This window comes from Thioalkalivibrio sp. ALRh (assembly GCF_000381425.1).
GTDB lineage: Bacteria > Pseudomonadota > Gammaproteobacteria > Ectothiorhodospirales > Ectothiorhodospiraceae > Thioalkalivibrio.
Genome location: NZ_KB906520.1, coordinates 167196 through 192218, shown reverse-complemented (window position 1 = coordinate 192218; position 25023 = coordinate 167196). Strand labels below are relative to the sequence as shown.

Annotated in this window: 26 protein-coding genes and 1 pseudogene; 12 read left to right on the top strand and 15 right to left on the bottom strand. The window is 67.0% G+C overall.

From position 1 onward, the window contains the following. Window positions 1-102: 102 nt before the first annotated feature. The 5 genes from clpB (at window position 103) to F791_RS0108715 (ending at window position 7523) form a co-directional block, all read left to right on the top strand. Complete coding sequence (gene clpB, locus F791_RS0108735; RefSeq protein WP_018138616.1) at window positions 103-2685, top strand: ATP-dependent chaperone ClpB; 2583 nt, start codon at window positions 103-105, stop codon at window positions 2683-2685. Between the two features lie 198 nt (window positions 2686-2883). Beyond that, window positions 2884-4152, top strand: a complete 1269-nt coding sequence (locus F791_RS0108730) for a triacylglycerol lipase (RefSeq protein ID WP_018649264.1) — start codon at window positions 2884-2886, stop codon at window positions 4150-4152. 103 nt (window positions 4153-4255) lie between these two features. Beyond that, entirely contained in the window at window positions 4256-5419 is a 1164-nt protein-coding gene (locus tag F791_RS0108725; protein ID WP_018138618.1) for a putative zinc-binding metallopeptidase, read from the top strand. A gap of 27 nt (window positions 5420-5446) precedes the next feature. Then, window positions 5447-7123, top strand: a complete 1677-nt coding sequence (locus F791_RS0108720; RefSeq protein ID WP_018994102.1) for a BCCT family transporter — start codon at window positions 5447-5449, stop codon at window positions 7121-7123. Window positions 7124-7235: 112 nt separating this feature from the next. Then, window positions 7236-7523, top strand: a complete 288-nt coding sequence (locus F791_RS0108715) for a hypothetical protein (protein WP_017925760.1) — start codon at window positions 7236-7238, stop codon at window positions 7521-7523. Window positions 7524-7572: 49 nt separating this feature from the next. Here F791_RS0108715 and F791_RS0108710 read toward each other — a convergent pair whose 3' ends face one another. The 6 genes from F791_RS0108710 to F791_RS0108685 all read right to left on the bottom strand — a co-directional run bounded on the left by F791_RS0108710 (window position 7573) and on the right by F791_RS0108685 (window position 10966). Next, window positions 7573-8151 carry a hypothetical protein gene (locus F791_RS0108710; protein WP_018138620.1) on the bottom strand — a complete coding sequence of 193 codons (579 nt, stop codon included), beginning with the start codon at window positions 8149-8151 and terminating at the stop codon, window positions 7573-7575. A gap of 83 nt (window positions 8152-8234) precedes the next feature. Continuing rightward, window positions 8235-9233, bottom strand: coding sequence for an NAD(P)H-dependent glycerol-3-phosphate dehydrogenase (locus F791_RS0108705; RefSeq protein ID WP_018175405.1), 999 nt, complete (start codon window positions 9231-9233; stop codon window positions 8235-8237). 16 nt (window positions 9234-9249) lie between these two features. After that, window positions 9250-9786 carry a protein-export chaperone SecB gene (gene secB, locus F791_RS0108700; protein WP_019592466.1) on the bottom strand — a complete coding sequence of 179 codons (537 nt, stop codon included), beginning with the start codon at window positions 9784-9786 and terminating at the stop codon, window positions 9250-9252. Window positions 9787-9895: 109 nt separating this feature from the next. Beyond that, the gene (locus F791_RS0108695) at window positions 9896-10174 is read right to left on the bottom strand and encodes a glutaredoxin domain-containing protein (protein WP_018138622.1); all 279 of its coding nucleotides are present in this window, start codon (window positions 10172-10174) and stop codon (window positions 9896-9898) included. Next, window positions 10174-10602 (bottom strand): rhodanese-like domain-containing protein, encoded by a 429-nt coding sequence (locus F791_RS0108690; RefSeq protein ID WP_018138623.1) that lies wholly within the window; start codon window positions 10600-10602, stop codon window positions 10174-10176. The genes F791_RS0108695 and F791_RS0108690 overlap by 1 nt, the downstream gene beginning before the upstream one ends. A 28-nt stretch (window positions 10603-10630) precedes the next feature. Further along, window positions 10631-10966, bottom strand: a complete 336-nt coding sequence (locus tag F791_RS0108685; protein ID WP_017925754.1) for a helix-turn-helix transcriptional regulator — start codon at window positions 10964-10966, stop codon at window positions 10631-10633. 77 nt (window positions 10967-11043) lie between these two features. Here F791_RS0108685 and F791_RS0108680 point away from each other — a divergent pair, with 77 nt between their 5' ends. The 6 genes from F791_RS0108680 (at window position 11044) to ruvA (ending at window position 16303) form a co-directional block, all read left to right on the top strand. Next, window positions 11044-12243, top strand: coding sequence for a peptidoglycan DD-metalloendopeptidase family protein (locus F791_RS0108680; protein WP_038038402.1), 1200 nt, complete (start codon window positions 11044-11046; stop codon window positions 12241-12243). Between the two features lie 141 nt (window positions 12244-12384). Next, window positions 12385-13671 (top strand): S41 family peptidase, encoded by a 1287-nt coding sequence (locus F791_RS0108675; protein ID WP_018138625.1) that lies wholly within the window; start codon window positions 12385-12387, stop codon window positions 13669-13671. Between the two features lie 12 nt (window positions 13672-13683). Then, a complete protein-coding gene (locus F791_RS0108670) occupies window positions 13684-14238 on the top strand; it encodes a DJ-1 family glyoxalase III (RefSeq protein ID WP_018138626.1) in 555 nt (184 codons plus the stop codon). 161 nt (window positions 14239-14399) lie between these two features. Continuing rightward, window positions 14400-15137: a YebC/PmpR family DNA-binding transcriptional regulator gene (locus F791_RS0108665; protein WP_018138627.1), complete on the top strand. Its 738-nt coding sequence runs from the start codon at window positions 14400-14402 to the stop codon at window positions 15135-15137. 48 nt (window positions 15138-15185) lie between these two features. Further along, complete coding sequence (ruvC, locus tag F791_RS0108660) at window positions 15186-15701, top strand: crossover junction endodeoxyribonuclease RuvC (RefSeq protein WP_018138628.1); 516 nt, start codon at window positions 15186-15188, stop codon at window positions 15699-15701. Next, window positions 15698-16303: a Holliday junction branch migration protein RuvA gene (ruvA, locus tag F791_RS0108655; RefSeq protein ID WP_018175406.1), complete on the top strand. Its 606-nt coding sequence runs from the start codon at window positions 15698-15700 to the stop codon at window positions 16301-16303. Before ruvC ends, ruvA begins: the two co-directional genes overlap by 4 nt. A gap of 55 nt (window positions 16304-16358) precedes the next feature. On the opposite strand, the gene F791_RS0108650 is transcribed toward ruvA, so the two are convergent. After that, entirely contained in the window at window positions 16359-16799 is a 441-nt protein-coding gene (locus F791_RS0108650; protein WP_018138630.1) for a DUF3617 family protein, read from the bottom strand. A 119-nt stretch (window positions 16800-16918) separates the two neighbouring features. Here F791_RS0108650 and F791_RS0108645 point away from each other — a divergent pair, with 119 nt between their 5' ends. Then, entirely contained in the window at window positions 16919-17878 is a 960-nt protein-coding gene (locus F791_RS0108645; protein ID WP_038050099.1) for a matrixin family metalloprotease, read from the top strand. 34 nt (window positions 17879-17912) lie between these two features. Here the strand turns inward: F791_RS0108645 and F791_RS13200 are convergent. The 8 genes and pseudogenes from F791_RS13200 to rpmA form a co-directional block, all read right to left on the bottom strand. Then, window positions 17913-19218 (bottom strand): annotated as a pseudogene (locus tag F791_RS13200) (OmpP1/FadL family transporter). 166 nt (window positions 19219-19384) lie between these two features. Continuing rightward, window positions 19385-19573: a DUF3185 family protein gene (locus F791_RS0108635; protein WP_026296451.1), complete on the bottom strand. Its 189-nt coding sequence runs from the start codon at window positions 19571-19573 to the stop codon at window positions 19385-19387. A gap of 24 nt (window positions 19574-19597) precedes the next feature. Beyond that, window positions 19598-19855, bottom strand: coding sequence for a GlsB/YeaQ/YmgE family stress response membrane protein (locus F791_RS0108630; RefSeq protein WP_018138634.1), 258 nt, complete (start codon window positions 19853-19855; stop codon window positions 19598-19600). A gap of 63 nt (window positions 19856-19918) precedes the next feature. Next, entirely contained in the window at window positions 19919-22048 is a 2130-nt protein-coding gene (gene recG / locus F791_RS0108625; protein ID WP_081622309.1) for an ATP-dependent DNA helicase RecG, read from the bottom strand. Continuing rightward, on the bottom strand, window positions 22002-22391 hold the full coding sequence (locus F791_RS0108620) for a RidA family protein (RefSeq protein WP_019592461.1): 390 nt from the start codon (window positions 22389-22391) through the stop codon (window positions 22002-22004). The genes recG and F791_RS0108620 overlap by 47 nt, the downstream gene beginning before the upstream one ends. An 85-nt stretch (window positions 22392-22476) precedes the next feature. Continuing rightward, window positions 22477-23607, bottom strand: a complete 1131-nt coding sequence (gene proB / locus F791_RS0108615; protein ID WP_018138637.1) for a glutamate 5-kinase — start codon at window positions 23605-23607, stop codon at window positions 22477-22479. After that, a complete protein-coding gene (gene cgtA / locus F791_RS0108610) occupies window positions 23604-24671 on the bottom strand; it encodes an Obg family GTPase CgtA (protein WP_018138638.1) in 1068 nt (355 codons plus the stop codon). Before cgtA ends, proB begins: the two co-directional genes overlap by 4 nt. A gap of 88 nt (window positions 24672-24759) precedes the next feature. Further along, entirely contained in the window at window positions 24760-25020 is a 261-nt protein-coding gene (gene rpmA / locus F791_RS0108605; protein ID WP_012983372.1) for a 50S ribosomal protein L27, read from the bottom strand. Window positions 25021-25023 lie beyond the last annotated feature (3 nt).

Sequence of the window (25023 nt, the reverse complement as noted above, 5' to 3'; positions counted from 1 at the left end):
GCCACGTGTTCTAAATTCGGTGGCTATCCTTGAAGCGACGGGCATTGCCCCCATGGTTCGTGTCAGTTCATACAGATTTGACCGAGGGGTTTCCCAATGCGAATGGATCGCCTGACCACCAAATTCCAGTCCGCGATCGCCGATGCGCAGTCACTTGCCGTTGGCCGCGACCACCAGTTCATCGAACCGTCCCACCTGCTGCTGGCCTTGCTGGACCAGGATGGCGGTACCGTGCGCCATGTACTCGACCGCGCGGGCGTCAACGTGCGCCAGCTGCGCTCGGCGCTGGGCGAGGCGCTGGACCGCATGCCCCGCGTCGAGGGCGCGGCCGGCGAGGTCCATGTCTCCAATGACCTGGGCCGGTTGCTGAATGTCTGCGACAAGCTGGCCCAGCAGAACAAGGACCAGTACATCTCCAGCGAGCTGTTCCTGCTCGCCGCCGTCGACGAGAAGGGCGGCGTGGGCGAGATGCTGCGCCATGCCGGCGCCAACAAGGACGCACTGGACAAGGCCATTCATGACATTCGCGGTGGTAGCCAGGTGGACAACCCGGATGCCGAGGAGAGCCGTCAGGCGCTGGAGAAATACACCACCGATCTGACCGAGCGTGCCGAGCAGGGCAAGCTGGATCCGGTCATCGGGCGTGACGAGGAAATCCGCCGCTCGATCCAGGTGCTGCAGCGCCGCACCAAGAACAACCCGGTGCTGATCGGCGAGCCGGGGGTTGGCAAGACCGCGATCGTCGAGGGCCTGGCGCAGCGCATCATCAACGGCGAGGTGCCCGAGGGGCTCAAGGACAAGCGCGTACTGGCGCTGGACCTGGGTGCGCTGCTGGCCGGGGCCAAGTACCGAGGTGACTTCGAGGAACGGCTGAAGTCCGTGCTAAAGGAGCTGTCGCAGGAAGAGGGCCGGGTGATCCTGTTCATCGACGAGATCCATACGCTTGTAGGCGCCGGCAAGGCCGAGGGCGCGATGGACGCAGGCAACATGCTCAAGCCGGCGCTGGCGCGTGGTGAGCTGCACTGCATCGGCGCGACCACGCTGGATGAATACCGCCAGAACATCGAAAAGGACGCCGCGCTGGAGCGCCGCTTCCAGAAGGTGCTGGTCGACGAACCCAGCCAGGAAGACACCATCGCCATCCTGCGCGGACTGAAAGAGCGCTACGAGGTCCACCACGGAATCGAGATCACCGACCCGGCGATCGTCGCCGCCGCGCAGCTCTCGCAGCGCTACATCACCGACCGCCAGTTGCCGGACAAGGCGATCGACCTGATCGACGAGGCGGCCAGTCGCATCAAGATGGAGATCGACTCCAAGCCGGAGTCCATGGATCGCCTGGAGCGCCGTCTGATCCAGTTGAAGATCGAGCGCGAGGCGCTGAAGAAGGAATCCGACGACGCCTCGAAGAAGCGCCTCGACACCCTGGAGGGCGAGATCGAGCGCCTGGAGCGCGAGTACTCTGATCTGGAAGAGGTGTGGAAATCCGAGAAGGCCTCGGTCTCCGGTGCCGCGCAACTGAAGGAAGAGCTCGAGCGTGCCCGCATGGAGCTGGAGACGGCCCGCCGCGCCGGGGATCTCTCGCGCATGTCGGAGCTGCAGTACGGGCGGATCCCGGACCTGGAGAAGTCCCTGGCCATGGCCCACGAGATGGAAAGTCAGGAGACCAAACTGCTGCGCACCAAGGTGACCGACGAAGAGGTCGCCGAGGTCGTATCACGCTGGACCGGCATCCCGGTCTCCAAGATGCTGGAGGGGGAAAAGGACAAGCTGCTGCGCATGGAGGAGGCGATCGGCGCCCGCGTGGTCGGTCAGTCCGAGGCGGTCAATGCCGTGGCCAATGCCATCCGTCGCTCGCGGGCGGGCCTGTCCGACCCGAATCGCCCGAACGGCTCGTTCCTGTTCCTCGGCCCGACCGGCGTGGGCAAGACCGAGCTGACCAAGGCGCTGGCCAGCTTCCTGTTCGACACGGAAGAAGCGATGGTGCGCATCGACATGTCCGAGTTCATGGAGAAGCACTCCGTGGCGCGGCTGATCGGGGCGCCCCCGGGCTATGTCGGCTACGAGGAGGGCGGCTACCTGACCGAGGCCGTGCGCCGCAAGCCGTACTCCGTGATCCTGCTCGACGAGGTCGAGAAGGCGCACCCGGATGTCTTCAACGTGCTGCTTCAGGTGCTGGATGACGGCCGCCTGACGGACGGGCACGGGCGCACCGTGGACTTTCGCAACACGGTGATCGTGATGACCTCCAACCTGGGCTCGCAGCAGATCCAGGAGATGGCCGGCGAGGAGAACTACGCGGCGATGAAGGGCGCGGTGATGGAGATCGTCGGGCAGCACTTCCGCCCCGAGTTCATCAACCGAGTGGACGACGTGGTGGTGTTCCATCCGCTGGAGCGCGAGCAGATCCGCGCGATCGCCGACATCCAGTTGCAGTACCTGCGCAAGCGTCTGGAAGAGCGCGACCTGGGGCTGACCATCACCGACGCCGCGCTGGACCACCTGGGGGCTGCGGGCTTCGATCCGGTCTACGGGGCGCGTCCGCTCAAGCGGGCGATCCAGACCCAGCTGGAAAACCCGCTGGCGCAGTCGCTGCTGGCCGGCGAGTTCGGCCCCGGCGACACCATCGAGGTGGACATGGCCGGCGAGCATCTGGCCTTCACCCGCGCCGCAGCGGCCGCCTGATTCGGCCCGCTTTCTTCCGCAACCGACAAGGCCCGCCCCGCGCGGGCCTTTTTTGTTTGGGGCGCGCAGGGGCGGGTACCACAGCGGCGGTTAACAGCAGGCGATTTGGCGTGTGCGCCGCTATCCTGAGAGGGACAGGTGGGCGGCGAGATGCACGAGCCGCTTGTTGGACTAATCCGGGCGGGCAGGAAGGCGGACATGGACGGAGCAAGGATTGCCGCACTGGTGCTGGTGGCGTGGTGGCTGACGGGCTGCGGGCTGTGGGATGCGCGCGGACAGATGCAGATGATGGGCCAGGCCTGCACGATTGCCGGAACCGTGATGGCGGATGACGAGGTCCCGGGACCTTATGTGGTCGCGGTATTCCGCGCGCCGATGGAGGAGGGTGCCGTGCCGGAACCGGTGGACCACATGGTGAGCGCTGGAGGTGGCGAGTGGTTCTTTGGCCTGGCGCCGGGGCGTTACCAGGTCCTGGCCTTTGCCGACCCCGAGCGTGACGGGCGCCACGAGGCGGGTGCCCCGGTGTACCTGGCAAACGAGGGTGGCGTGCTGGAATGCCCTGCGGGTACGCGTTTTGGCGATATGGAGATCCGGATCGGGGGCGAAGGGGTCGCGGCACATGCGATCGCGTTGTCGCCCGCGCGCGAGCGGGGTCCGGAGGGCGGCCCCTTCAGCGTCGGTGGGGTCACGGCGTTCGGGGAAGTGACTACGCTGGATGACCCGCGTTTCGACGACGATGTCGCGCGCGGGAGCCAGTGGCGGCCGCTGGATTTCATGCTGGCCGGCTATGCCGGGGTCTATTTTCTCGAACCCTACGATCCCGACCGCATCCCGGTTTTGTTTGTACACGGTATGAACGGCTCGCCGCGAGGGTTCGCCGAACTCATCCACCAGCTCGATCGCGAGCGTTACCAACCCTGGTTGTACTACTACCCGTCCGGGTTGCCCCTGCAGTCCATCGCGGCCCACCTGGCGCAGACCCTGGAAGAGCTGGAGCTGCGCTATGACGTGGAGTCCCTGCCGGTCGTGGCGCACAGCATGGGGGGGCTGGTGGCGAAGGGCTTTCTGCATGAGCGCGAGCGGCGGGCGGCGCCGGCCCGGATCCCACGCATGATTGCGTTGTCCACGCCCTGGCACGGGCATGCCGCCGCGCAGTCGGGGGTCGATCGTTCGCCGGTGGTGATCCCGGTCTGGCGTGACATGGCACCCGGCAGCGAGTATCAGCGCCGACTGTTCGAATCGGAACTGTCGGGGGAGACGGAGCTGCACCTGCTATTCAGCTTTCGCCGTCCGGATAGCGGAGGACGCGCAGGGACGGATGGCGTACTCACGCTGTCGACCATGCTGTACCCCCCGATACAGGGAATGGCGAGCAGCATCTACGGCGTGAACACCACGCATGCGGGGATTCTGACAGACCCGCTGGCGCTGAAGCGGGTACAAATGCTGCTCGAACCAGACCCCTGAGTGGGCCTTGAGGGCCAGAACGTGCGCGACGCATGCAGCGGTTTTGGCGTAGGCTGAAAGCCGTGCCGCGAATCGCCGCGGCACGGCTTTTCGGGAGGTCGTAATGCAGCTGTTCGAGTGTGAAGGCTGCGGTAGTGTCATTTATTTCGACAATACCTACTGCAATGGTTGTGGACGGCGGCTGGGCTTTCTACCCGACCGCCTGGAGCTGTCGGCGTTGGAGATGGCCGGGGATGCGCTTTTCTCCTCCGGGGAGCCGATCCCGGGCGGGCTGTGGCGTGTCGCGGGCGAACCCGATGGGCCGCTTTATCGCCAGTGCCGCCACTACGCGGTGGACGCGGTCTGTAACTGGATGGTGCGCCACGATGACCCGGAGGGCTATTGCCGCGCGTGCCGGCTGAACCGCACCATCCCCGATCTGAGCGTGCCGGGCAATGCGCGCCTGTGGGAACGGATGGAGACGGAAAAGCGGCGCCTGGTCTACAGCCTGTTGCGCCTGGGGTTACCCGTTGTGTCCAAGCAGACGGACTCCGCCGGCGTGGCGTTCGATTTTCTGGCCGACCCGAACCCTGATTTCCACGAGGGCGGCGGCGTGGTAACCGGGCATGCGAACGGCGTGATTACACTCAACATCGCGGAGGCGGACCCGTCCGTGCGCGAGAGCATGCGCGAGGCCATGGCCGAGCCCTACCGCACCATCCTCGGACACTTTCGTCATGAATCGGCGCATTACTACTGGGACCGTCTGATCCGGGGGACGCGCTGGCACGAGTACTTCCGTGGCCGCTTCGGCGATGAACGCATCGACTACGACGAGGCGTTGCGCCGCCATTACGAGGATGGGCCGCCCAGCGACTGGCAGAACCATTTCGTGTCCGCCTATGCAAGCTCCCATCCCTGGGAGGACTGGGCCGAGACCTGGGCGCATTACCTGCATATCGTCGACGCCCTCGATACGGCGGCGGCCTATGGCATGGATGTCGCGCCCAGTGTTGGAGAGGCGGCGAGGCTTGGGCCGCAGGGCGGGCAATCGCATTTCGATGCCTACGCCACCGACGATCCGGATGCCCTGGTCGCGCACTGGCTGCCGCTGGCCGCAGCCCTGAACAGCCTGAACCGCAGTATGGGGCATGCCCATGTCTATCCATTCGTCTTGACACCGGAGGCGATCTCGAAGCTGGGCTTCGTGCATCGGGTCATCCAGGATTTTCGTACCGGTAACCGTTCCGCAGGCGAGCGGGAACTGCTGCACACGCATCGCGTCTGAGGGCCGGACACTTCAGGGAGGAAGCGGATGTACAACGTCGCGACCCGAGGACCGTTCAAGGGACTGAACCCGCGCGTAGCCCCGATCGCGCTGCTGCTGGTGGTGCTGATCGCGCTGTTTGCGATCTACCGCACGGATGAACTCGAGCGGGTGGTCTCGGACGCCCGCACCTTTCTGACGCCTTTCCTCGAGTGGTACTACGTGGTCGCGATGGCCGTGTTCCTGGCCATCGTGATCTGGCTGGGCGTCGGCCGCTACAAGGATGTTCGTCTTGGACGGGATGACGAGGTGCCGGAGTTCACCACCGTGTCGTGGCTGGCCATGCTGTTTGCCGCCGGCATGGGCGTGGGCCTCCTGTTCTGGGCGGTGGCCGAGCCGCTCAGTCACTACGGGGGCAACCCGTTCCTGCTGGACAACGGCGAGACGGCCGAGGCCGCCGACATGTCGATGGTGCTGACCTATTTTCACTGGGGTCTGAATGCCTGGGCGGTGTTTGCGCTGCTGGCGCTGATCCTCGCCTACTTCGGCTTTCGCAGGGGGCAGCCGCTGGCGCTGCGCTCCGCGCTGCATCCGCTGATCGGGAAATACAGCCACGGCTGGCCCGGCGACATCGTTGATCTGCTGGCCATCCTCGCCACGGTGTTCGGGATCGCGACTACCCTGGGGCTGGGTATTCAGCAGCTGGATACCGGGTTGGTGCATACCCTGGGGATTTCCGGTGGCGAGAACGGGCAGCTGTTCCTGGCAGCCCTGCTCACTGTCATTGCGATCGTTTCGGTCATTACCGGCGTCCAGGTCGGCGTACAGCGGATTTCCCAGGCCAATATGTGGCTGAGCGTGGCGCTGATGGGCCTGCTGCTGATCTGGGGGCCGACCCAGTATCTGCTGGCACTGTTCGTGCAGTCCTCCGGCAGTTACCTGCAGAACCTGCTGGGGCTCTCGCTGTACACCCACGCCCACCAGACGGACCCCTGGCATTCCGACTGGACGGTGTTCTACTGGGGCTGGTGGCTGGCCTGGGCGCCGTTTGTCGGGCTGTTCATCGCGCGCATCTCGCGCGGGCGCACGCTGCGCGAATTTGTCCTGGGCGTGCTGCTGGTGCCTACGGTCATCACCTTTTTCTGGCTCGCGATGCTGGGCGGTACCGCGCTGCATGCCGAGGTCGAGGGGATCGCGGATATTGCCGACAAGGTCTCCGAAGACCTGACCATGGCCACCTTCGCGACCATGGATACGCTGGAGCCCTGGCTGGTGGCCAAGGTCGGGGGCGGGCTGATCACGATCCTGATTGCGACCTACCTGCTGACCTCCGCCAACGCCGGGATCGTCGTGATCAATACCCTGCTGGCCCACGGTTCCACAGAGCACCGCAAGCGGCATCTGACGATCTGGGGTGCGCTGATCGGCCTGATCACTGCGGTGTTGCTACTGGCGGGCGGGCTGGAGGTCCTGCAAAGCGCAGTGATCCTGGCGGCCCTGCCATTTTCGCTGGTGATCCTGATGATGATCGTGGGGCTGATCCGGGGGCTGGAGCAGGAGCGCTGGGCACCGCGCCCGGGCGAGCGGTCGATCCTGCCCAGCGAGCCCTGGCAGGTGCCGGCGGATCGCGTTAGCGAGGACTATGACACCGAGGATGATGCCCCAGAATCCGGTCCGGACGACGATAATCCGGAAGATCGGGGGCCACCGCCGCGGCCGTGGTGAGGGTCGGGCGATTCGCCGGTCGTGATGGAAAGTCCCGCCGGCTTTGCGTTCACTTTTGGACGCGGCGACCTTGCCTTAGCCTGTTCACACATTCGATAACCGAGAGAGCACCATGAGCGACGATACCCTGCAGCTGTCCGGCGACCTGATCCAGAAGATCCAGGACGTTCTGGTCGAGACCGATCCCAAGGCCCAGCAGCCCATCGTGGCCGTGCAGTATCTGAGCGCGATCACTGGTTTTCTGGTGGCGCAGATGCCGGAGTCGGTGAACGAGCGCAAGGAGTATCTGAAGCAGCTCTCGCAGTTCACCGAGTCGGTGTTCGTGGATATGGAGAGCCGCAAGCAGGCCGCCCCGCCGCCGCAGGAGGCCAGTGGCGTCTGGCGCCCGGGCGATAACTAAAGTCCGTTTGTGCCCGCCTGAGTGGGGGCATGAAGCCGGAGGCTGGGGCTCAGTCGTCCTCGGCCTCGCCCTTCTTGCGTGAGCGCATCTGGCGCAGCATGGCTTCCTGCTCGTTGAAGCTTGGCATGCGCCGCTTGCCGCCCACGTCGCGATCGCGCTCATTCGCCCCGGCGGGGCCCGGGTGCCCGGCGCGCTCGCCTTCCTTGATCGACTGGTATTCAGTCAGTTCGCGCTGGGCGTCCTCGTCGCTGGTGTAGCGGCCGCGATAATCCTGGGGCGGCTTGTGGCCCTTGCGCAGGAACACCTGCTTGCGCAGTTCCTTGTTGTAGTCGGTCACGCGGCGGTCGATCCAGATCAGATCAAACGCCGCCCAGGCCACCATGGCACCCGTCGGGATCAGCCACCACCAGCCAGCCACTAGCCAGGCCACGATCAGGATTGCCGCACTCAGGCCAATGTAGCCCGCGCCCCCCAAAGGTTCGCGCAGATAGAAACGGTGCAGTCCCAGCGGAAACAGGACCCAGGCGACGTAGGCGGGCGGGCGCGCGCGCATCTCGGCCGCGAGTTTCGCGTTGATCGCCTGCAGGCCGCCGCCCTCGAGATCCAGTTCCTTCCACGCCTTGCGCATGGGTGCCTCCCAGCTGTGGACAATCGTCCGTGCACGGTAACGAACTGTGCCGGCATGCGCGATTGTTCGGGTTCGGCTCGGGGTTACCCGGTCGGGTTCTCGTGGGTCGGATCGCGTTCCAGCAGGCGGCGGGCGGCCTCGCGTACCGGTCGCCCCTGGTAAAGCACGGCGTGGACCTCCGCGGAGATGGGCATGTCCACCGACAGGGCCTCGGCGCGCGTGCTGATCTGGCGCGCGGTCTCGACCCCCTCGACCGACTGGCCGATACGGGCGCGGGCCGTCTCCAGGTCATAGCCCTGACCCAGTAGGCGCCCCAGGCGACGGTTGCGCGACTGGTCATCGGTGCAGGTGAGGATCAGATCGCCGAGACCGGAAAGCCCGGTCAGCGTGCCCGGCTGGGCCCCGACCGCCTCGCCCAGGCGCTGCATCTCGGCCAGACCGCGCGTCATCAGCGCGGCGCGGGCATTGCCGCCGTAGCCCGCGCCGTCGGCGATCCCGGTCGCGACCGCGAGGACGTTCTTCAGGGCTCCGCCCAGCTCCACACCAATCACGTCGTGATTGCGATAGATGCGCAGGGCGTTGCCATGCAGTGCGCCAGTCAGGCGGTCCAGGCTGTGTTCGCTCTGCGAGGCCGCCGTCAGTGCGGTGGGCTGGCCGCGGGCCACCTCTGCGGCGAAGGAGGGTCCGGAGATCAGCGCGGGCGGGAAGCCGGAGCCCAGTTCTTCCTCGGCGATCTCGTGCAGCCAGGCCCCGCTGGATGTCTCCAGTCCCTTGGTGGCCCAGGCGACCGTCTGCCCTTCACGCAGGCGCGGCTGCATCCAGCGCAGGGTCTCGCGAAAGGCCCCGGACGGGACTGCGATCAGCACCAGGTCGACATCGTCGATCACACCGGGGTCGGCGCTGATGGAGAGGGTTTCCGGGAAGGGGATGCCGGGCAGATAGCGGGCGTTCTCGCGCGCGCGGCTCAGCCGCTCGGCGGCCTCGTCCTTGCGGACCCAGAGCACGACGTCCTGGTGCAGGCGCGCGGCATGGATCGCCAGCGCGGTGCCCCAGGAGCCGCCACCCAGGAGTGCGATGCGCACGGGTGCGAGCCCCGGATCAGGCCTGTGAGGTCGACTCCGGCGCGGCCGTCTGCGAGTCGCCGGATGCCTTTTTCTGGTCTTCCAGGTGTTGCTGGTACAGCGCCTCGAAGTTGACCGGCTGCAGCAGCAGCTGCGGGAAGCCGCCCTTGAGTACCAGGTCCGCGACCGTTTCGCGGGCGAACGGGAACAGCAGGTTCGGGCAGTAGGAGCCCAGCAGCTGGTTGAGCTGGTCGCGGGGGAAGCCGCGGACAATGAAGACCCCGGCCTGGTTGATCTCGACCAGGTAGGCGGTCTTGCCGTTGGACTCGGTGGTCACGGTCAGTTTCAGCTCGACCTCGAACACGCCTTCTTCTTCGCGAATCGGGCGGGCGTTGGTGTTCAGCTGAATGTTGGTGTCGCCCTTCCACTCGTTCAGAAAGATCTCGGGGGCGTCCGGCGACTCGAACGAGATGTCCTTGATGAACACCTTCTGGATGGAGAAGCCGGGGTTGTCCTGGGAGTTGCCCTGCGCGCCCGCGCCGTTACCGCTGGTGTTGGAGGTTTCTTCAGCCATGATGTTGTTCCGAGTCGTGGAGAATGGGATTCGTGTGCGGGAATCGTAAAGGAATGTGGCGCCGGATAGGAGTCAAGAGGTGGGTGAGTTTTCCCGTCGTCCTGGGGGCTCAGGCGTCGCTGGTGCGCGCGATGCCGGCCGCTTCGGCCATGCGTTGCAGTTCACCGGAGCGATCCAGCGCCTGCAGCTCGTCGTATCCGCCGATATGGGTGTCACCCAGGAAAATCTGCGGCACCGAGCTGCGGCCGGCCCGCTGTTCCATCTCCGCGCGCGCCCCGGGTTCGCGATCCACCGGGTGGTCGTCGAAGGGGTAACCGTGGTGGATCAGCAGCCGGCGGGCCAGCAGACAGAACGGGCAGCGGACCGTGCCATAGACCTCGAAGCGCATTACTTCTTCTTGATCGGCATGCCCGCGGATTGCCAGGCCTGGATGCCGCCCTGGAGGTTCACGACATCCTGGAACCCCGCAGCGGTCAGCTGTGAGGCGGCCATCGCGGAGCGGTTACCGCTGCGGCAGTACACCACTACGGGCTTGTCCTTGTACTTGGCGATGTCGTCCATGCGCTTTTGCAGGCTGCCCACCGGGATGTGCTTGGCCCCACCAATGCGGCCGGAGGCGATCTCGTTGTCCTCGCGCACATCCAGCACCAGGCTGTCGTCCTGATTGATCACGCGCACGGCCTCGCTCGGCGAGAGGGTGCGGTACTTGCGGGTCAGGCGGCGGAACTCGGTGAACAGGATCATCCCGACAACCGCCAGCAGGGCACCGGTCAGGATCGGATGATTGGACAGGAATTCAGGGAGTCTTTCGAGCATTCAGGCCGCCGCGTCGGTCAGGGAGATGTCAGGAGCTGCAGAAAACGTCCTGCATCATACCGATCAGGCGCAGCGTGCGGGAGTCCCCCACTCGGTAGTAGACACGGTTCGCATCCTTGCGGGTCGCCAGGATGCCCTTGTCGCGCAGGATGCCCAGGTGCTGCGAAATGTTGCTCTGCGAGGTCCCGACCTGATCGACGATTTCCTGTACGCTGATCTCGCGATCGCCGAGAATGCAGAGGATCTTGAGCCGCAGGGGGTGGGACATGGCCTTGAGCGAGCGCGAGGCCCGTTCAATGTCCTCGTCCTGAGACATCAGTTCTTCTTCGACCATCTTTTCTTCTTCGACCGCTTCGTTGCTCACGGCATGCCTCTTTATTGTTTTGCGAAACAGCAAGCCCGTAACCGGGTGAGAATATAAGTACCTAAACGTACCCCGATATGCGAATTTGCGCAATCTTGACTTCCCGATACCCCTTACTGCTTGTTCTGGCGGCATTTTTGCTGGCGCCCGCAGGCAGCCTGTCGGCGTTTGAACCGGAGGCCGAACTGGAGGAGACGCTGGAGGCGATCCGTGACCTGGAGCGCAGTCAGGAGGAGCGCCAGGCCGCGCTCGAACGTCTGGAGGATGAGCTCGAGCGCGCGGCGCGGGGCAGCAGCGAGTCGCGGCGCGAACTGCGCGAACTGGAGGCCCAGCGCGAGCAACAATCCGAGGTGATCGCCGAGCACGAGGCGCGCGTTGAGCAGGAAGAGGAACGGCTGCGCGAGGAACGCGTGCAGGCGGGGCGCCTGCTGCGCGACCAGTGGCAGCGCGACCGGCACCCGGGACGCGTACCCGGCACCGGAGGCGAGGGCGAGCTGAGCCGGTTGCACCCGGAGATCGCCGCGCGCCTGCGCGAGGCGCGGGCCGAGGCGCTGGCGGCCCTGGGTGAACAGCTCGAGGTGCTGCGCGCCGCGCGCGACGACCTGGAACGCGAGCAGGCGGTGCTGGCCGAGCAGGAGGCGGCGCTGCGCGAGGTGGTGGCGGATCTCGAACGCGAGGAGGAGCGGCAGCGTGTGGCGATGGACGAGCTGGAACGCGCGATCGCGGACGAGGCGCTGGAGCTGGCGCGGCTGGAGCGCAATGCCGAGACGCTGGAAGACCTGATTCGCGAGGTGGAGCGCGATGCGGCTGAACGCGAAGAGCGTGCCGCGCGGGGCGATCCCCCACCCGAGCGTGCGCCCGTTCGTTCCGATGTCGCCTTTGCTGACCTCCAGGGCGAGCTTCCGATGCCGGCGGACGGCTCGGTCGTTCGGCGCTTCAACGAGCCGCGCGGCAGTCGTCTGCAGTCACGCTGGCGCGGAACCGTGCTGGAGGTTGACAACGGCGAGTCGGTGCACGCCGTCCATTTTGGTCGTGTGGTCTACGCCGACTGGATGCAGGGCTACGGTTTTCTGGTGATCCTCGACCACGGGAGCGGTTACCTGACGCTGTACAGCAACCTGGAGGAAATCCTGGTCGCCGAGGGCGAGGAGGTCGAGGGCGGCACGCGGATGGCCCTGGCCGGCGCCGGGCGCGAGGCGATCGCACCGGGACTCTACTTCGAGATTCGGCGAAATGGCGATCCGTTGAACCCTGAGGACTGGTGGCTATCTCAATGACGAGCGTCACGAAATAATCGTGACCGTGTTTGAAGGATTTGTCGGGCGAAAACAGCAGACGCAGTCGGGCGTTCAGGCATGGGTCAGATTCCCGGTGCTACCATCGGTCCGGTAAATACCTCCGTTTCTAGAGGATCGGTAATGAAGAAGTCTTGTCGCACTGGGTACGCCCTGGTGGTGGGTTTGGTTGTCGGTGTCATGCTCAGCGTGTCGGTGGCGGTGTATGCCGATCGCGAGAATGGCGCACAGAATGCCTTGCCGGTGGAGGACCTGCAGCGGTTTACCGAGGTGTATATGCGCATCAAGCGCAATTACGTCACCGAGGTGGACGACAAGGAGCTGCTGGATAACGCCATCCAGGGGATGCTCTCCGGGCTGGACCCGCATTCGGCCTATCTCGACGAGCAGGACTTCGAGGACATGCAGGTCGGGACCTCCGGCGAGTTCGGTGGTCTGGGGATCGAGGTCGGCATGGAGGATGGCTTCGTCAAGGTCATTGCCCCGATCGACGACACCCCGGCGAGCAAGGCCGGCATCCAGGCGGGTGACCTGATTATTCGCCTGGACGGTGAATCGGTGCAGGGCATGACGCTGTCCGATGCCGTCTCCAAGATGCGTGGAGAGAAGGGCTCGGACATTACCCTGACGATCGTCCGCGAGGGCGAGGATCAGCCGAAGGAGATCACGCTGACCCGTGACCGTATCCAGGTCCAGAGCGTGCGATCCGAGATCCTCGAAGACGGGTATGGCTACCTGCGTATCAGCAACTTCCAGCAGCGCACCGCGCGTGACGTCGTGCGAGCCGTCGAAGAGCTGAAGGAAGAGGGTGATCTGCGCGGCCTAGTGCTGGACCTGCGCAACAACCCGGGCGGCATTCTGAACGGCGCGGTCGGTGTGTCCGATGCGTTCCTGGAGGAAGGGCTGATTGTCTACACCGAGGGCCGGCTGGAGGACTCGCAGTTCCGCTACCAGGCCTCGCCGGGTGATGTGCTCGGCGGTGCCCCGATGGTGGTACTGGTGAACCGGGGTTCGGCCTCGGCTTCCGAGATCGTGGCCGGCGCCCTGCAGGACCACAAGCGTGCGGTGGTCATGGGCCAGAACACCTTTGGCAAGGGTTCGGTGCAGACGATCCTGCCGCTGACCGAGAACACCGGTATCAAGCTGACCACCGCGCGTTATTTCACGCCGGACGGCCGCAACATCGAGGAAGACGGCGTAGAGCCCGATATCCGGCTGGAGAATCTGACGGTCTCGCGTGCCGATGACGGCAATGGCCGCGACGCCCAGGTGCGCATGCAGCGGGAGCTGCAGGGCGAGGACGTGCCGGAGGATGATGACGACAATGGCGAGAGCCTGGCCGAGCGCGACTACGGCCTGAGCGAGGCCCTGAATCTGCTCAAGGGGCTGAACATCTACAGCCAGCGCTGATCGGAGGTGGCCATGACGCAGGAAACACCGCGTGTCCTGGTGCCGCTGGCGGCCGGGGCCGAGGAGCTGGAGGCCGTCACCATCATCGACTTGTTGCGCCGCGCGCGCTTCGAGGTCACGGTTGCGGGGCTCGAACAGGGCCCCGTGCGCTGTTCCCGCGGGACGGTGATCCAGCCGGACGCCACGCTGGAAGCAGTTCAGGACGATGCCTTCGACCTGATCGTGCTGCCCGGTGGGCTGCCGGGCGCCGATCACCTGCGCGACGATCCACGGGTGCAGGCAATGCTGCGGGCACAGGCCGAGCGCGACGGCTGGCTGGGCGCGATCTGCGCCGGGCCCAAGGCGCTGGCGCAGGCGGGTGTGCTGGAAGGTCGCCGCGTGACCTCGTTTACCGGGGCACTGGACGAATCGGGTATCCCCTCTACCGGGGGGCTCGTGGAAGTCGACGAGCGCATCATTACCGGACGTGGTCCGGGGGCTGCGATGGACTTTGCCCTGACGCTGATCGAGCAGCTGGCCGGGCGCGAGGCCCGCGAGGCCGTCGAGGGGCCGTTGCTACGTCCTTAGCAAGGCAGACCTTTCCTGCTCCCCGTGCAAGCCCTGCGCGGCTCCATCCAGCGTCCCTTTGCATCCTGGCATGAACCCGACGGCCCCAGTCGATTAGACTGTGCGGGTCTCGCGGTCGCCTGGCCGCGCCCAACGAACCCAACCCAAGGAGTCGTGACCGAATGGCAGGCCACAGCAAGTGGGCGAACATCCAGCATCGCAAGAACGCCCAGGACGCCAAGCGCGGCAAACTCTTTACCAAGCTGATCCGCGAGATCACCGTCGCTGCCCGGCAGGGCGGGTCCGACCCCGAGACCAATCCGCGCCTGCGCCTGGCGATCGACAAGGCGCTTGGCGCCAACATGACGCGGGATACCATCGAGCGCGCGGCCAAGCGCGGCGCCGGTGAGTCCGACGGGGCCGCGATGGAGGAGATCCGCTACGAGGGTTATGGCCCGGGCGGTGCGGCGATCCTGGTCGACTGCATGACCGACAATCGCAACCGGACAGTGGCCGAGGTCCGCCACGCCTTCTCCAAGATGGGTGGCAACCTGGGGACCGATGGCTCGGTGGCCTATCTGTTCCAGAACAAGGGCGTGGTCCGCTTTGCGCCCGGTCTGGACGACGAGACGGTCATGGAGGCCGCGCTGGAGGGCGGCGCCGAGGATGTGCAGGTCGAGGACGACGGCGCAATCGAGGTGATTACCGAGCCCGATGCCTATCAGGACGTGCGCCAGGCGCTGCTGGACCGCGGACTGGAGCCGGAGAGCTCCGAGGTCACCTGGCGCCCGGAGACCCTGTCGCCACTGGATGCGGAGACCGCCGAGTCCGTGCTGAAGCTCCTGGAGATGCTGGACGACCTGGACGACGTGCAGAACGTCTTTACCAACGCCGATTTCCCGGAAGGCGTGGGGCAGTGATGCCGCGCTGCTGCGCGCCGTAATCCGCGCCTCTCTGGACAAACAACGATGCGTATCCTTGGTATCGATCCCGGCTCGCGGATTACCGGCTTTGCGGTGATCGAGTATGCCAAAGGCCAGGGCCGTTCCCGCGGCCATGGCGTGATCCGGCCCAGATCCAAGGGGTTTCCCGAGCGCCTGGGCGAGATCTTTGCCGGTGTCGTTGAGGTGATCAGCGAACTCAAGCCCGACGTACTGGCGATCGAAACGGTGTTCGTCGCGCGCAATGCGCAGTCGGCGATCAAGCTGGGGCACGCCCGGGGGGCCGCCATCTGCGCGGCGACCCAGGCCGGGCTCCCGGTACATGAATATGCGCCGCGTGCGATCAAGATGGCGGTGGTCGGCGTGGGCAGCGCGGACAAGGAGCAGGTCCAGCACATGATGCAGCAACTGTTACGTCTGACCGAACCGGCCAGCAGCGATGCCGCCGATGCCCTGGCCGTCGCGCTGTGCCATGCCCATACCGCCCAGCACCAGGCGCGTCTGGCAGGGGCCGCCTCGGCCGTGATCGGGGGGCGCCCATGATTGCCCGGCTGGAGGGGACGCTGATCAGCCGCGAGGTGAATGGCGTGGTGATTGATGCGGGTGGCGTGGGCTACGAGGTCGAGGTTCCGCTCTCCACGCTGGCGGCCCTGCCGGAGCCGGGCGGCAGTGTCGTGCTGACCACGCACCTCGTGGTACGCGAGGATGCGCACCAGCTGTTCGGGTTCATGCACAAGCGCGACCGCGATCTGTTCCGGCGTCTGATCCGGGTCAACGGCATCGGGGCCAAGCTCGCGCTGGCGATGCTCTCGACCTACGCGGGTGACGAACTGGCCGGCCTGATCAGCGGCGGTGACGTGACCGGACTGGCCAAGGTCCCGGGGATCGGCAAGCGCACGGCCGAACGGGTGGTGCTGGAGCTCGGCGAGCGACTGGCCGAGATGGGATTCGCGGCCACGCCGGGTGTCGCCGGCACAGGGGTCGATGCCCCGGCCGCCGCGATGGACGGCGAGGCCCTGGCGGCGCTCGAGTCGCTGGGTTATCAGCGCGCCAGCGCGGAGAAGATGGTCGCCGCCGTGCGCGATCAGGCCGATTCGGTAGAGACGCTGGTGCGCCTGGCATTGCGCGCGACCGTCAGGCGCTGAGAATGCCGGCCCGGTATCGCCTGGGCCGGTCAGATACGGTCAGCAGGCGCCCCCCCTAGCAGTCGCCGATGCGCTGGCCTTCAACCGAGATTCGCACGGACATGGGACCCATCGGCGAGTCGATCTCGCTGGTCATCTCGCCCTCCGCTCGATCCCCCATGAACTGCATTGAGCCCTGCATGTCCATGCTGGTGCCGTCGGGATCGGTGCAGGTCATGGTGTAGTCCACACCGTCCGCGCGCATGTCCATGCTGTCCACGCTGCAGCCGTCCGGTGCCTCGATCATCTCCTCGCCGCGCGCGAGGTCGTCCTCGGTCACGCACTCGGTGTAGGTCTCGGTCTGCTCCGGCATCTGGTGCGCGCCGTCCATGGTGGTGGTGTTCGTGTACTCCCACTCGCCCGGCTGGATATTCGGTGTTTCGGCCTGGGCCACCAGTGGCAGGAACGCGAACGGGACGGCGGCCAGCAGGCTGTAAAGGCTGGAACGAGGCATCATGATGGGGCTCTCCCTGCGAAATGTGTGCGGTTCATGGTGCCTTGGCGCTTGCAGGGGAGCAAATTGGCGAATGTCTCTGATCGGTGGCATGTTGCGGTTGGGGGTCTCGGAGGGGATGCATGGCCATACCATTATGGGTGTTGGGCGGTGCGGGTGCCGTGGTGCTGGGCGGCGCCGTGCTGCTGGACGGGGATCCGCGCGATTTCCTGGCGGGCGGCGGGCATCCGGCCGCTCCCGGCTGTGCGATTCCGGTGGAGATGCATCTGGGCGAGATCGACCCGCGCTTCGAGCTGGAGCCCGACGAAGTGCGCCGCGCACTCGATGCCGCGGTGGCGATGTGGGAGACCCATACCGAAGAACGGCTGTTTACCGCCCGCGACGGTGAAGGGATGGCCGTGCGGCTGGTGTTCGACGAACGTCAGGCCGGCGCCATGGCGCGGGAGCGCTCGCGTGCGCAGCTGGATCAGGCACAGGCGGATATCGACGATGCCCGGGAGCGCCTGGACCGCCATCGCTCGGCGCTGAACGCCGACGTCGAGCTGTACGAACGCGGTGTGCGCGGGTTCGACGAGCGCCGCCGTGCGCACGAAGGCCGGGTCGCCGACTGGAATGCGGGGCGCGGGGAGCGCAGTGCGCAGGCCCGCGAGCGTCTGGAACGGGAAGCGCGAGAGCTGCGCGAGGAGCACGAACGACTGGAAGAGCGCCGCCGCGGGCTGGAGGATCGCCGGTCGGATCTGAACGCGGCCGGTCGCGACCTGGAACGCGAGATCGCCGCCTTCAATGAGCAGGTCGATCAGTTCAACCGGACAGCGGCTGCGGGCAGCGGTTTCGACATGGCGATCTACCAGCAGCAGGGCAACCGTCGCAGCATCACGGTCTACAAGGCGAGCGACTTTGACGAACTGCGCCTGACGCTGGCACACGAGCTCGGCCATGCGCTGGGGATCGGGCACGTCGATGACCCCGCCGCGGTCATGCACGCGGAGCTGGGCCCCGCGAACGCGGGCCGCGAGGACCTGGCCGCGGCGGATCGTGCCGCGCTGGTGGAGTCGTGCGGGGTGGAGCTGGTGAAGCCGTGAAGGGCCGGGGCGCGATCCCTCGCCCCGGCAGGCATCAGAAGCGGTAGCGCAATCCCGCCGACAGGACGTGTACATCGCCCCGCGTGCGCCCGCGAGTCTCGGTGGTTACCCCGACATTGGCAAACTCCGATTCGAGCTCGATCGACTCGCTGCCAACGTCGATATAGGCATAGCCGAAGTCGAAACTGAAGCGATCGCTGGCGCGGTAGCTGGCGCCGACCGTGTACCAGGTGCGGTCGCCATCCGGTGTGCGCGTGCTGCGAAATCCGTCGCGGGTCGGTGTGCGGTCGTACTGGATTCCGGCGCGCAGCGTCCACTGCGGGTTGGCCTGATATTCTGCGCCCAGGGCGATCGCATAGCTGTCGCGATAGTTCTGATCCAGGGTCTGGATGGAACCGCCACCGCTGCCGCGAACATCGATCTCGTCGAAGTTCGACCAGCGAAACCAGGTGTACTGCACAAGCCCGGTCCAGCGGGCATCGAACTCGTGCAACAGGGCGACGCTCGCGATATCCGGCAGTTTCAGTTCGGCCTGCGCGGACATGGTGTTGGTATCCGCACCGGTCCCGGCCGGGGGGCGTGATCGTTGCGGTGCCACGCAGGTTCTGGCTGACCCCGTGGCGGTAGTGCAGGCCCAGCCGGGTCGCGTCGGTCAGGTCGGCCTGCAGGCCCAGGTTGAAACCGACATCCCAGCTGTCGCCCTCCAGCTTGAATTCGCCATCGGTGTCCGGATCCGGTCCCGCGGGCGAGGGGATGGCGCTGCGCAGCGTGGCGTTCGCGTAGTGCAGGTCCAGGCCGCCGCCGATGGAGACGCGCTCGCTCAATTCGAAGGCCATCGACGGGTGCAGGTTGATCACCTTCAGGTCGGTCTCGGTGGAGTCGTAGCGGCCGAAGAAGTCGTCGTCGTAGTCGTTGGCCAGGCCATAGGGTGCGGTCAGCCCCACGCCCAGCCACAGGCGCTCGCCATAGCGCTCGGCCCAGTAGAGGTTCGGGACGGGGGTCGGCTCGTACGGGTTGCCGCCGTTGCCACCGTCGGTGGCCTGTTCGCCGAAGGCGCCGGTGGCCGAGGAGCCCCGGTCGCTCATGCGTGTGCGCGGCATCAGCAGGTGCACGTTGGCCTGAAACTCGCCGCTTTGCAGACGCGTCATGCCGGCCGGGTTGAAGTAGATGGTGCTGGCGTCATTGGCGGCGGCGGCCTCGCCGGCATAGGCTCGGCCAAGGCCGGTGACACCCTGTTCCTGGATGTAGAACCCCGCTGCGAGCAGGGTGGCCGGCGCGGCGAACACGGCGCCGGCGACGGCCACACTGAGCGCCAGTCGGCGCGTGGAATAGTGCGTCATGCGGTCCCCCCGGGGTCTTGTTATGGTCGGGGCAGGGCGTGCCCCCCGTCCCGGGGTGACCGCCTGCTCCCGGTCCGGACCCTACCGGGTTGGACGATATGCGCCAACCTTTTTTCGGGGTGAGAGCATTGGAAAAGTCATACGCTGGGGGATGACTGCGGGGGAGTCAGAGCAGTAGGGCAAGCCCCACGACCGCGGCGGTGACGCCCCCGATCAGCAGGGCAAGCGTGCGCCGGGTGAAGCGGCCGAAGAACAGGCGGGCGGCCCGTTCACGCAGGCCGAAGCTGTCCTGCAGTCCGACGATGGCCGCGATCAGGCCACCGACCAGCAGGACAATGCCGAGGATCTGGATCATCGCGTCTCCCTCCATGCGGTTCGTTTACCACTTGCGTGGTGCGATCAGACGCAGCAGCGCCAGCAGCAGAATCGCCCCGACGGTGGCCGCCACCAGGGTCCCGATCAGGCCGGCCGTCGGTACCCCCAGCTGGGTGAACAGCCAGCCACCCAGCACCGCCCCAATGACCCCGATCACGATGTTCAGCAGGATGCCCTGGCCGGCGCCGTGGACCAGCAAACCCGCGAGCCAGCCGGCGATGCCGCCGACCAGCAGCAGCAATAACAGTGATTCAACGGGCATTGAGTACTCCTTTGCTCTCTTGTCTGATGGATGACGGGGACGGGCGTTCCGTGCGGCCCGGATTCAGCCGACGGTGGCATAGCGCGTGGCGCTGCCCAGCCAGCGCTCGATCAGGGCCGCAGCACGCGGCCGGTCCTCGTGCACGCGCAGGGCCAGTTCCGTGGCCTCCTCCAGCAGGTCCTGATCGCGTGACCAGTCGGCCACGCGGAAGCTGCGGTCGCCCGTCTGGCGTGTGCCCAGCAGCTCGCCAGGGCCGCGCAACCGGAGGTCCACCTCCGCGATCTCGAAGCCGTCGTCGGTGCGGCGCATCGCCTCGAGGCGCTCGCGGGCGGTCTCGCCCAGCGGCGGGCGGTAGAGCAGCACGCAGGCGGAGGCGGTGTTGCCGCGCCCGACACGTCCACGCAACTGGTGCAGCTGCGACAGCCCCATGCGTTCGGCGTTCTCGATGATCATCAGGCTGGCGTTGGGGACATCCACGCCGACCTCGATCACCGTGGTCGCGACCAGCAGATCGAGCGCGCCGGCGCGGAAGCGTTCCATCACCGTATCGCGCTCGGGCCCCTTCATGCGCCCATGGGCCAGCCCGATGTTCAGCTCCGGCAGCGCTTCGCGCAGGCGTTCGGCGGTCGCCTCCGCGGACTCTGCCTCCAGTTGTTCCGATTCCTCCACCAGCGGGCATACCCAGTAGGCCTGGGTGCCGGAGCCGCAGGCGGCGCGGATGCGCTCGATCACCTCGTCGCGGCGCTCGTGGCTGATCAGTGCGGTGCGCACGGGTGTGCGCCCCGGTGGACGCTCGTCGATGACCGAGCTGTCCAGATCGGCGTACAGGGCCATGGCCAGGGTGCGCGGGATCGGGGTCGCGGTCATGATCAGTTGATGCGGCGTCTGGCCGTTGCCCTTGTCGCGCAGGGCCATGCGCTGGTGCACGCCAAAGCGGTGCTGTTCGTCAATGATCGCCAGCCCCAGGCGCTGGAAGCGGACCTCCTCCTGGAACAGGGCGTGGGTGCCGATCGCGACCTGGCGCTGACCACTGGCCAGTTCCGAAAGCAACTGGCTCCGCTCGCTGGCGCCCTGGCGTCCGCCCAGCCACGCCACCGACACGCCCAGCGGTTCCAGCCACATGGCGAGATTGCGCCCATGCTGACGGGCGAGCAGCTCGGTGGGGGCCATGAATGCCACCTGATGGCCCGCCTCCACCGCCGCCAGGGCGGCCGCGACTGCGACCAGGGTCTTGCCGGAGCCGACGTCGCCTTGCACCAGCCGGTTCATCGGAGCCGGGCGGGCCAGGTCCTCGCGCACCTCGTGGATCACGCGGTCCTGTGCGCCGGTGGGCTCGAACGGGAGCTGGTCGCGCAGTTGTCGCCACAGTGCGCCCTCGGGGCGGATGACCGGCGCGCGGCGCGTATCCTGCGGGGCGCGGCTTTGTTCCATGCGGGCGAGCTGGTGGGCGGTCAACTCCTCCAGGGCCAGGCGGGTGCGTGCGGGCCCGCGCTGCTCGGCGGTGTCCAGTGCATCCAGGGCCTCGGCCCGCGCCGGCGGGTGGTGCAGCTGCTGCAGGGCCGTGTGCAGCCCGGGCAGCTGGCGCTGGTTCAGCTCCGGGAGCAGGTCGGGCAGCTGCCCGGTCGTCGGCAGGACCTCGGTTACCAGCTGGCGCAGGAGCTTCTGCGAGATGCCCTCGGTGGTGGGATAGATCGGAGTGAGGTGGGTCTCCAACACGGGCGGTTTCGTGCCCACCACCTGGAGTTCCGGGTGCACGCACTCCATTGCGCCGGGCATACCGCGGGGCTCGCCAAAGGCGCGAATGCGCGTGCCCGGGCTCAGGCGGCGTTGCTGACCACTGCCGAAATGGAAGAATCGCAGCAGGATGGACGCGCCGTCCTCTTCCAGCGTGACCACCAGCATGCGTCGGCGGCGATGGACGACCTCGGCATGGGTAACCCGGCCCTCGAACAGGGCGGGGAGTCCCGGGCGCAGGGCGCGGATCGGGGTCAGCCGGGTACGGTCCTCGAAGCGCAGCGGCAGGTGCAGGAGGAGGTCGCGGGCCTGTTCCAGGCCCAGGCGGGCCAGACGCTCGGCCACTGCGGGGCCGACGCCCTTGAACCCCGTCAGCGGTGCCTGCAGGTCCACCGCGGTCGCCGCGCGCGGATCAGCCGCGCGGGCACCAGGCGATGGCGTCCATCTCCACCTGCGCACCCTTGGGCAGGGCGGCTACGCCGATTGCGGCGCGGGCCGGGTACGGCTCGGCGAAGACCTCGCTCATGATCTTGTTGACCAGCGGGAAGTGGGTCAGGTCGATCAGGAAGATGTTCAGCTTGGCGATGTCGGAGAAATCCGCACCGGCGGCCTCCAGCACGGCCTTCAGGTTGTCGAACACGCGGTGGATCTGGTCTTCGATGCCGCCGTCGACCAGCTCCATCGTGGCCGGGTCCAGCGGGATCTGGCCGGACAGGTACAGGGTGTCGCCGGCACGCACGGCCTGGGAGTAGGGGCCGATCGCGGCCGGGGCATTTTCGGTCTGGATGATTTCGCGCGACATGCGGGCTCCTTGGCTCGGGTCGGTGATTCGGGATGCGGGCACCTTACCGCATTCGTCGAGCGGTGGGATCGCCGGGGCAATGCATCTACAAGAGAACGAGATTGTCGCGGTGAATGAGCTCGGGTTCCAGGAGGTAGCCAAGCTCCGCCTCGACATGGTCCGCGCGCAGGCCGCGGATGCGTTCCACCTCGCTGGAGGCGTAGTTGGTCAGCCCGCGCGCGACCGGGCGGCCGTCCGGGTCGACGCAGGTCACGACCTCGCCGCGGCGAAAGTCGCCGCGCAGGCCCACCACGCCCACCGGCAGCAGGCTGCGGCCCGACTCGCGCAGTACGCGTGCTGCGCCGGCATCCAGCAGGAGTTCGCCGCGCGAATGCAGCTGGTCGGCCAGCCAGCGCTTGCGCGCGGCCAGCGGCTCGCGGTCGGGCTTTAGCCAGGTGCCCAGGCGCTCGTTCTTCAGCACGCGGCCAATCACCTGGGCCTCGCGCCCGGAGGCGATCACGGTATGCGTGCCGGAGCGCGCGGCGCGCTCCGCGGCCTTGAGCTTGGTGGCCATGCCGCCGCGCCCCAGGCGCCCGAAATCGGCAGCCACGAAGCGGTGCAGTTCGGTATCCGTGGCGCGGCCCTCGTGGATCAGCTCTGCGTCGGCGTGCTGGCGCGGATCACGGTCGAACAGGCCGTCCTGGTCGGTCAGGATCAGCAGCAGGTCTGCGACCACGAGGTTGGCGACCAGGGCCGCCAGGGTGTCGTTGTCCCCCAGCCGAATCTCCTCGTAGGCGACCGTGTCGTTCTCGTTCACCACGGGGATGGTCCCCATCTCCAGCAGGGCCTGCATGGTCGAACGGGCATTCAGGTAGCGCGAGCGATCGGCGAGGTCGTCATGCGTCAGCAGGACCTGTGCCGCGTGCAGGTCGTGGCTTGCGAACTCCCGCTCGTAGGCCTGCACCAGACCCATCTGCCCCACGGCCGCGGCGGCCTGCAGGCGATGCAGCTGGTGCGGGCGCTCGCTCATCCCGAGCCGGCGCATGCCCTCGGCCACGGCGCCACTGGAGACCAGGATGACCTCCAGCCCCTTGCGCCGCAGCGCGGCGATCTGGTGAGCCCAGGATTCCAGCGCCGGGCGATCCAGGCCCGCGCCATCGGCGGTGATCAGCGCGGAGCCGATCTTGACCACCACGCGGCGGATGGCCGGGAGTTCGCGCAGGGCGCGGGTGCTCACGCGTGATCCTCCCCGGCCTCGCCGGTCGCCGTGGGGGCCGTGGCGGGCTCCTGGTTGGCCGCTTCGACGTGGCGCATGACGGCCTGCATCAGCGCGTCCACCCCGTCGCCGGTGGCGGCGGAGATGGTGAACACCGGGCGCTCGCCGCCCGCCACCTCGCGCACCCTCGTGATCAGGGTCTCGAGGGCCTCGGCGTCCAGCAGTTCCTTCTTGTTCAGCACGATCCAGCGCGGACGGCCGGCCAGTTCATCGCTGTGGCGTTCGAGCTCGCCCAGCGCGGTCTGCATGTCTGCGACCGGATCGGCCTCGGGGTCGGGCGGGGCCACGTCGACCACGTGCAGGAGCAAACGGGTGCGCGCCAGGTGCTTGAGAAAGCGGGTGCCTAGCCCGGCGCCCTCTGCCGCGCCCTCGATCAGGCCGGGGATATCGGCCATCACGAAACTCTGGTTCGGTCCGATGCGCACCACGCCCAGCTGCGGGATCAGGGTGGTGAACGGGTAATCCGCGATCTTCGGGCGTGCGGCCGAGGCGCGCGAGAGCAGGGTGGACTTGCCGGCATTCGGCAGGCCCAGGAGCCCCACGTCAGCCAGTACCATCAGCTCAAGCGCCAGCTTTCGCAGCTCGCCCGGCGTGCCGGGCTTGCTCTGGCGCGGGGCCTGATTGGTAGAGGACTTGTAGCGGGTGTTGCCGAGCCCGTGAAAGCCGCCCTGGGCGACCAGCAGGCGCTCGCCGTCGCGGGTGATATCGCCCAGGACCTCGTCGGTATCGGCGTCACGGACCTGGGTGCCGACCGGGACCGGGATCTCCAGGTCCGCGCCGGAGGCACCGGTGCGCTGGCGCCCCATGCCGTTCTCGCCACGCTGGGCGTCGAAGCGGCGCTGGTAGCGGAAGTCGGCCAGGGTGTTGAGCCCCTCGTCGCCGACCAGCCACACAGAGCCGCCATCGCCCCCGTCACCGCCGTCCGGCCCGCCAAACGGGATGAACTTCTCGCGGCGAAAGCTCACGCAGCCGTTCCCGCCGTCGCCGGCCTTCACGGTAATGGTTGCCTCGTCGATGAACTTCATGCCGCTTCTTCCTGGTTCCCGTTCTTGATGCGCACAATAAAAAAGCCCCGCGGAACGGGGCTTTTGGCGCTACCAGTGGCGTGTCCGCTTACTGCTGCGGCTGCACGCTCACAAAGCGCCGGTTGTTCGGCCCACCGACCTTGAACACGACCTGGCCGTCCACCTTCGCGAACAGCGTGTGGTCCTTGCCACAACCCACGTTCTCGCCGGGATGATACTGCGTCCCGCGCTGACGGACGAGGATGTTGCCGGCGCGCACGACCTGGCCGCCAAAGCGCTTTACGCCCAGGCGTTTGCTCTCGGAATCGCGCCCGTTGCGGGTACTCCCGCCTGCCTTTTTATGTGCCATGGA

Excerpts from the sequence above, each read along its gene's own strand:
- clpB (WP_018138616.1), top strand. The coding sequence starts at position 103 with ATGGATCGCCTGACCACCAAATTCCAGTCCGCGATCGCCGATGCGCAG.
- F791_RS0108730 (WP_018649264.1), top strand. The coding sequence starts at position 2,884 with ATGGACGGAGCAAGGATTGCCGCACTGGTGCTGGTGGCGTGGTGGCTG.
- F791_RS0108725 (WP_018138618.1), top strand. The coding sequence starts at position 4,256 with ATGCAGCTGTTCGAGTGTGAAGGCTGCGGTAGTGTCATTTATTTCGAC.
- F791_RS0108720 (WP_018994102.1), top strand. The coding sequence starts at position 5,447 with ATGTACAACGTCGCGACCCGAGGACCGTTCAAGGGACTGAACCCGCGC.
- F791_RS0108715 (WP_017925760.1), top strand. The coding sequence starts at position 7,236 with ATGAGCGACGATACCCTGCAGCTGTCCGGCGACCTGATCCAGAAGATC.
- F791_RS0108710 (WP_018138620.1), bottom strand. The coding sequence starts at position 8,151 with ATGCGCAAGGCGTGGAAGGAACTGGATCTCGAGGGCGGCGGCCTGCAG.
- secB (WP_019592466.1), bottom strand. The coding sequence starts at position 9,786 with ATGGCTGAAGAAACCTCCAACACCAGCGGTAACGGCGCGGGCGCGCAG.
- F791_RS0108695 (WP_018138622.1), bottom strand. The coding sequence starts at position 10,174 with ATGCGCTTCGAGGTCTATGGCACGGTCCGCTGCCCGTTCTGTCTGCTG.
- F791_RS0108690 (WP_018138623.1), bottom strand. The coding sequence starts at position 10,602 with ATGCTCGAAAGACTCCCTGAATTCCTGTCCAATCATCCGATCCTGACC.
- F791_RS0108680 (WP_038038402.1), top strand. The coding sequence starts at position 11,044 with ATGCGAATTTGCGCAATCTTGACTTCCCGATACCCCTTACTGCTTGTT.
- F791_RS0108675 (WP_018138625.1), top strand. The coding sequence starts at position 12,385 with ATGAAGAAGTCTTGTCGCACTGGGTACGCCCTGGTGGTGGGTTTGGTT.
- F791_RS0108670 (WP_018138626.1), top strand. The coding sequence starts at position 13,684 with ATGACGCAGGAAACACCGCGTGTCCTGGTGCCGCTGGCGGCCGGGGCC.
- F791_RS0108665 (WP_018138627.1), top strand. The coding sequence starts at position 14,400 with ATGGCAGGCCACAGCAAGTGGGCGAACATCCAGCATCGCAAGAACGCC.
- ruvC (WP_018138628.1), top strand. The coding sequence starts at position 15,186 with ATGCGTATCCTTGGTATCGATCCCGGCTCGCGGATTACCGGCTTTGCG.
- ruvA (WP_018175406.1), top strand. The coding sequence starts at position 15,698 with ATGATTGCCCGGCTGGAGGGGACGCTGATCAGCCGCGAGGTGAATGGC.
- F791_RS0108650 (WP_018138630.1), bottom strand. The coding sequence starts at position 16,799 with ATGATGCCTCGTTCCAGCCTTTACAGCCTGCTGGCCGCCGTCCCGTTC.
- F791_RS0108645 (WP_038050099.1), top strand. The coding sequence starts at position 16,919 with ATGGCCATACCATTATGGGTGTTGGGCGGTGCGGGTGCCGTGGTGCTG.
- F791_RS0108635 (WP_026296451.1), bottom strand. The coding sequence starts at position 19,573 with ATGATCCAGATCCTCGGCATTGTCCTGCTGGTCGGTGGCCTGATCGCG.
- F791_RS0108630 (WP_018138634.1), bottom strand. The coding sequence starts at position 19,855 with ATGCCCGTTGAATCACTGTTATTGCTGCTGCTGGTCGGCGGCATCGCC.
- F791_RS0108620 (WP_019592461.1), bottom strand. The coding sequence starts at position 22,391 with ATGTCGCGCGAAATCATCCAGACCGAAAATGCCCCGGCCGCGATCGGC.
- cgtA (WP_018138638.1), bottom strand. The coding sequence starts at position 24,671 with ATGAAGTTCATCGACGAGGCAACCATTACCGTGAAGGCCGGCGACGGC.
- rpmA (WP_012983372.1), bottom strand. The coding sequence starts at position 25,020 with ATGGCACATAAAAAGGCAGGCGGGAGTACCCGCAACGGGCGCGATTCC.